Annotated in this window: 2 protein-coding genes, 1 tRNA gene, 2 rRNA genes and 1 pseudogene; 4 read left to right on the plus strand and 2 right to left on the minus strand. The window is 55.7% G+C overall.

Translation table 11 applies throughout. The features are described from left to right. Nucleotides 1-179 precede the first annotated feature (179 nt). From H0241_RS33300 to H0241_RS33315, 4 genes are all read left to right on the plus strand, one after another. Nucleotides 180-3,037, plus strand: a 23S ribosomal RNA gene (locus H0241_RS33300). Between the two features lie 277 nt (nt 3,038-3,314). Beyond that, nucleotides 3,315-3,429 (plus strand): 5S ribosomal RNA (gene rrf / locus H0241_RS33305). 157 nt (nt 3,430-3,586) lie between these two features. Further along, nucleotides 3,587-3,663 (plus strand) — tRNA-Met (locus tag H0241_RS33310). Between the two features lie 334 nt (nt 3,664-3,997). After that, complete coding sequence (locus H0241_RS33315) at nt 3,998-4,402, plus strand: RidA family protein (RefSeq protein WP_181061970.1); 405 nt, start codon at nt 3,998-4,000, stop codon at nt 4,400-4,402. Nucleotides 4,403-4,414: 12 nt separating this feature from the next. Here the strand turns inward: H0241_RS33315 and H0241_RS33320 are convergent, their stop codons facing one another. Then, complete coding sequence (locus H0241_RS33320; RefSeq protein ID WP_181061971.1) at nt 4,415-5,365, minus strand: IS630 family transposase; 951 nt, start codon at nt 5,363-5,365, stop codon at nt 4,415-4,417. An 87-nt stretch (nt 5,366-5,452) separates the two neighbouring features. Then, nucleotides 5,453-5,569 (minus strand): annotated as a pseudogene (locus H0241_RS33325) (IS630 family transposase); the annotation flags it as partial.

The following is a 5,569-nucleotide window of genomic DNA, read 5'->3' on the forward strand; positions in this document are numbered from 1 at the left end:
TGATTTGTCGCGGGAGACGCTCAATCTCCCGCATATGATGGGTTTGCCTAACCGCGCCCTCGAACCGATCTCGAGAAGCTGGTCTTTTTGTGCCAATGACATCAAGTCGAATCCCGCACAGGATTTGGCTTACGCGTCGTTCCCTCGGGAACGCGCAGGTGGGCATTGGCAATGAGAACGATCAAGTGTCTTAAGGGCAATTGGTGGATGCCTTGGCATGCACAGGCGATGAAGGACGTGATACGCTGCGATAAGCTACGGGGAGGTGCGAATACCCTTTGATCCGTAGATTTCCGAATGGGGAAACCCACCTAAGGTACTTGGAAAATCAGAGCTGCAGGGTGACGCAAAATCCCAAAAGGATTGAGCGTTAAGCGACGATCTCTTTGAGATCGCGCCGACTTGCTGCTGTGGTTTCCAAGTATCGATAATAGGTAACTTATCCTGAATACATAGGGATAAAGTGGCGAACGCGGGGAACTGAAACATCTAAGTACCCGTAGGAAAGGACATCAACCGAGACTCCGGAAGTAGTGGCGAGCGAACCCGGACCAGGCCAGTGGCGATTGAGAGACAAGCGGAACCTTCTGGAAAGTAGGGCCATAGTGGGTGACAGCCCCGTACGCGTAATGCGATCAATCGTCCTCGAGTAAGGCGGGACACGTGAAATCCTGTCTGAAATTGGGAGGACCACCTTCCAAGCCTAAGTACTCGTGCATGACCGATAGCGAACTAGTACCGTGAGGGAAAGGTGAAAAGCACCCCGACAAGGGGAGTGAAAGAGTACCTGAAACCGATTGCCTACAAACAGTGGGAGCCCGCAAGGGTCACCACGTACCTTTTGTATAATGGGTCAGCGACTTAGTGTGACGAGCAAGCTTAAACCGATAGGTGTAGGCGCAGCGAAAGCGAGTCTGAACAGGGCGTTCAGTTCGTCGCATTAGACCCGAAACCGAGTGATCTAGCCATGAGCAGGTTGAAGGTAAGGTAACACTTACTGGAGGACCGAACCCATAACTGTTGCAATAGTTCGGGATGACTTGTGGCTAGGGGTGAAAGGCCAATCAAACTCGGAAATAGCTGGTTCTCCGCGAAATCTATTTAGGTAGAGCGTCGACCGAATACCCCAGGGGGTAGAGCACTGGATGGGCTAGGGGTCCTCACCGGATTACCAAACCTAACCAAACTCCGAATACCTGGGAGTACTAGTCGGCAGACACACGGCGGGTGCTAACGTCCGTCGTGAAAAGGGAAACAACCCTGACCTACAGCTAAGGTCCCCAAGTTATGGCTAAGTGGGAAAGGATGTGAGGATCCCAAAACAACCAGGATGTTGGCTTAGAAGCAGCCATCATTTAAAGAAAGCGTAACAGCTCACTGGTCTAAATAAGGGTCTTTGCGCCGAAAATGTAACGGGGCTAAAGCCATACACCGAAGCTTAGGGTTTGGTCCGCAAGGGCCAAGCGGTAGCGGAGCGTTCTGTAAGCTGATGAAGCCATACCCGTGAGGGGTGGTGGAGGTATCAGAAGTGCGAATGCTGACATGAGTAACGTAAGGGGAGTGAGAGACTCCCCCGCCGAAAGACCAAGGGTTCCTGCTTAAAGCTAATCTGAGCAGGGTTAGCCGGCCCCTAAGACGAGGCGGAAACGCGTAGTCGATGGGAACCACGTTAATATTCGTGGGCTTGGAGGTAGTGACGGATCGCACAAGTTGTCCAATCTTATCGGATTGAACGGGCAGCGGAGCGGTTCCAGGAAATAGCTCCTCCTTATAAACCGTACCCGAAACCGACACTGGTGGTCAGGTAGAGTATACCAAGGCGCTTGAGAGAACTATGCTGAAGGAACTCGGCAAATTGCACGCGTAACTTCGGAAGAAGCGTGACCCTTTTCTACGCAAGTAGAGGAGGGTGGCACAGACCAGGGGGTAGCGACTGTTTATCAAAAACACAGGGCTCTGCGAAGTCGCAAGACGACGTATAGGGTCTGACGCCTGCCCGGTGCTGGAAGGTTAAGAGGAGGGGTGCAAGCTCTGAATCGAAGCCCCAGTAAACGGCGGCCGTAACTATAACGGTCCTAAGGTAGCGAAATTCCTTGTCGGGTAAGTTCCGACCTGCACGAATGGCGTAACGACTTCCCCGCTGTCTCCAGCATAGACTCAGTGAAATTGAATTCCCCGTGAAGATGCGGGGTTCCTGCGGTTAGACGGAAAGACCCCGTGCACCTTTACTATAGCTTTACATTGGCATTCGTAGTGGCATGTGTAGGATAGGTGGTAGGCTTTGAAACCTGGGCGCCAGCTCAGGTGGAGCCACCCTTGAAATACCACCCTTATTACTATGGATGTCTAACCGCGGCCCGTTATCCGGGTCCGGGACAATGTATGGTGGGTAGTTTGACTGGGGCGGTCGCCTCCTAAAGAGTAACGGAGGCGCGCGATGGTGGGCTCAGAACGGTCGGAAATCGTTCGCTGAGTGCAATGGCATAAGCCTGCCTGACTGCGAGACTGACAAGTCGAGCAGAGACGAAAGTCGGTCATAGTGATCCGGTGGTCCCGCGTGGAAGGGCCATCGCTCAACGGATAAAAGGTACGCCGGGGATAACAGGCTGATGACCCCCAAGAGTCCATATCGACGGGGTTGTTTGGCACCTCGATGTCGACTCATCGCATCCTGGGGCTGGAGCAGGTCCCAAGGGTATGGCTGTTCGCCATTTAAAGCGGTACGTGAGTTGGGTTCAGAACGTCGTGAGACAGTTCGGTCCCTATCTGCCGTGGGTGTAGGAATATTGAAAGGATCTGTCCCTAGTACGAGAGGACCGGGATGGACGGATCTCTGGTGGACCTGTTGTGGCGCCAGCCGCATAGCAGGGTAGCTATATCCGGACGGGATAACCGCTGAAGGCATCTAAGCGGGAAACCCACCTTAAAACGAGTATTCCCTGAGAACCGTGGAAGACGACCACGTTGATAGGCCGGGTGTGGAAGAGCGGCAACGCTTGAAGCTTACCGGTACTAATAGTTCGATCGGCTTGATCGTTCTCATTCCTTATGCTCATTCGACAAAGTCGAATGGTTTGTTCTCACTCACGCTTGTTCCGCCCTGCGGGCGGCGCTACGTGGGTGCGGCGCATCAGCGCCGACGGTCGGTCGACCTTGCGAAGCTTCGCTTCGAAAGGCGCCAAGATCAAAGAACGTCCAAGGCACACAAAGACCAGCGAACAGCTCCGAGAGAGCAAGAGTAGGGACTTCCCTATTCGCTACTCCCTCATCGCTATTCGCTCAAAAAGCTTCTCGAACAACGTGCGTTTTGCCGACCTGGTGGTTATGGCGGAGCGGCTGCACCCGATCCCATTCCGAACTCGGCCGTGAAACGCTCCAGCGCTGATGGTACTTCGTCTCAAGACGCGGGAGAGTAGGTCGCTGCCAGGTCTGCCAAACGCACGTTGAACTCACATCCAGAAATCGGATGGAGTGGAATCTTCTCTTTTACGATAGGCCCGCCAAACGGGAGCTCGGGCCGCGCAAGCGGCCCTTTCATTTGGCGGCCCTTTTAATCCAGTAAGCCCAGGCTTACTTGTAAGGTTGACGCGGGGTGGAGCAGCCCGGTAGCTCGTCAGGCTCATAACCTGAAGGTCACAGGTTCAAATCCTGTCCCCGCAACCAAATCAAAAAAGCCCGCCTCGTGCGGGCCTTTTTGTATCTGATGTGGTGGCCGGATTGGTTCAACCACCGCCGCCTGCTTGGCCTGCCCAAGCCGAAGATATTACGCCATGCTCGACGCGGAGCGCATGGCAGCCTAACTTGACCCTTGGAGCCTCTGACCAACCCTGGGCGGTTCAGTGCGCCGCGGTGCTCAGATACGACGCTTGCGGTTGTATAAGTGAGATTATGACGGAGCGCCCGCTCCGGCGACAATGTTGTAGATCCGCAAACAGACCCCGTATTTTGATCTGCGCAAAGCAGCTGGTTCCCGTCAGTCATAGCAGGAGACCTATCAATGCCGCTCGAATGCATAAATCCCAGTGATCTGCCGGTGCCGGAAATCTACAGCCAGGTCGTCATCGCGACAGGAAGCAAGCTGGTGTTCGTCTCGGGCCAACAGCCGGAAGATATACACGGCAAGCTCGTTGGCCATGGTGATTTCGCAGTCCAGGCGCGCCTGGCGTTCGGGAACCTTGGCCGCGCGCTTGCTGCCACCGGCGCCCGGCCTGAGCACGTCTGCAAGATCACGATTTACATCGTAGACTACAAACGCGACGAACACGTGCCGATCATCGAACAGGCCCAGATCGAGCTGTTCGGGGATCACAAGCCAGCAAACGTAGTGGTCGGGATAGCGGTGATGTCTCCTGGCTACCTGATAGAGGTCGATGCGATCGCGATCATCGACCCCTTGGGCTAGAGCGTGTCGCGATTAATTGGCCTCATATCCGGCAGCTTTGAAGAAGTTTCTGCATTCGGCTGGCTCGAACAGGTTGCAGATATCGCCGAGAGCCTCGCAGAGGGCATCAAAGGTTCTGGCCGCCTTTTTTCGCAGCCGCGCCTTGAGTTTTGAGTAGGCCATCTCGATCGGGTTGAGATCGGGCGAGTATGGCGGCAGGAACAGGAGCCAGGCGCCCCTTTTGCGAACCAGTTGTGCGGCGCGCTCGTTCTTGTGGAAGCCGACATTGTCGAGAATGACGACATCGCCGGGCGACAGTTCGGGAGCGAGTTGCGTTTCGACGTAGTGTTCGAAGATGGCGGCGTTCATCGGCGCGTTGACGACCCACGGCGCGACAAGACCGTGGCATCGCAGTCCGGCGATGAAGGTTTGCGTCTGCCATTTGCCGAATGGCGCATGCGTCCTGAAGCGCTCGCCCCTCGGCGCCCAGCCGGTGCGTTTGGTCAGCTTGGTGTTGGTCGACGTCTCATCGATGAAGATCAGCCGCGGCAAAGCCTTGTTGAAGAAGCGCTTTCTCCGCCCGGTCCACAATTCACGCGCCTGGCGCACGTCGGCCCGCTGCTGCTCGCTGGCCAGTAGAGTTTTTTTATGACTGAGCCCCAGGCGTTGGAGCAGGCGCCCGACATTGGAGCGGTGCACGCTCACCCCACGCCCCTCCAACTCGACGCAAAGCTCATCCAGCGTCAGCTCGCCGAGCTCGGCCAACCGCAAGCGGACAAACGCGGCATGCGGCTCAAGCTTCCCGCCTCCCACATGCCCCTGCCGGCGCGCTTCAAGCAAACCGGTCTGCTTGCGCAGCTTGATCAGATTGTTCACGAAGCGAGGCGAAACGCGGAAATGGCGTGCAGCCTCGCGGTGGCCATGTCCCTCATCGACATACGCAGCAACACGCCTACGCAACTCAAGCGGTAGCGGCTTGCCCATCGCGGTCTCCTTTCAACCGCAATGAATCACGAACTCAAACCAACGGGAATCCTGAATCCTTTAAATCGCGACACGCTTTAGAGTCTTTCACGTTTTGATGGAAGCGTACCCGGCGTTTGCGAAGTAGTTCTTGCATTCGCCGGGTTCGATTGTTTCGACGAGGTGGCCGATGTGGCGCCAAGTGTCCTCGACGGTTCGCTTCTG

The sequence above is a fragment of the Mesorhizobium neociceri genome (assembly GCF_013520985.1).
Taxonomy (GTDB): domain Bacteria; phylum Pseudomonadota; class Alphaproteobacteria; order Rhizobiales; family Rhizobiaceae; genus Mesorhizobium; species Mesorhizobium neociceri.

Excerpts from the sequence above, each read along its gene's own strand:
- H0241_RS33315 (WP_181061970.1), top strand. The coding sequence starts at position 3,998 with ATGCCGCTCGAATGCATAAATCCCAGTGATCTGCCGGTGCCGGAAATC.
- H0241_RS33320 (WP_181061971.1), bottom strand. The coding sequence starts at position 5,365 with ATGGGCAAGCCGCTACCGCTTGAGTTGCGTAGGCGTGTTGCTGCGTAT.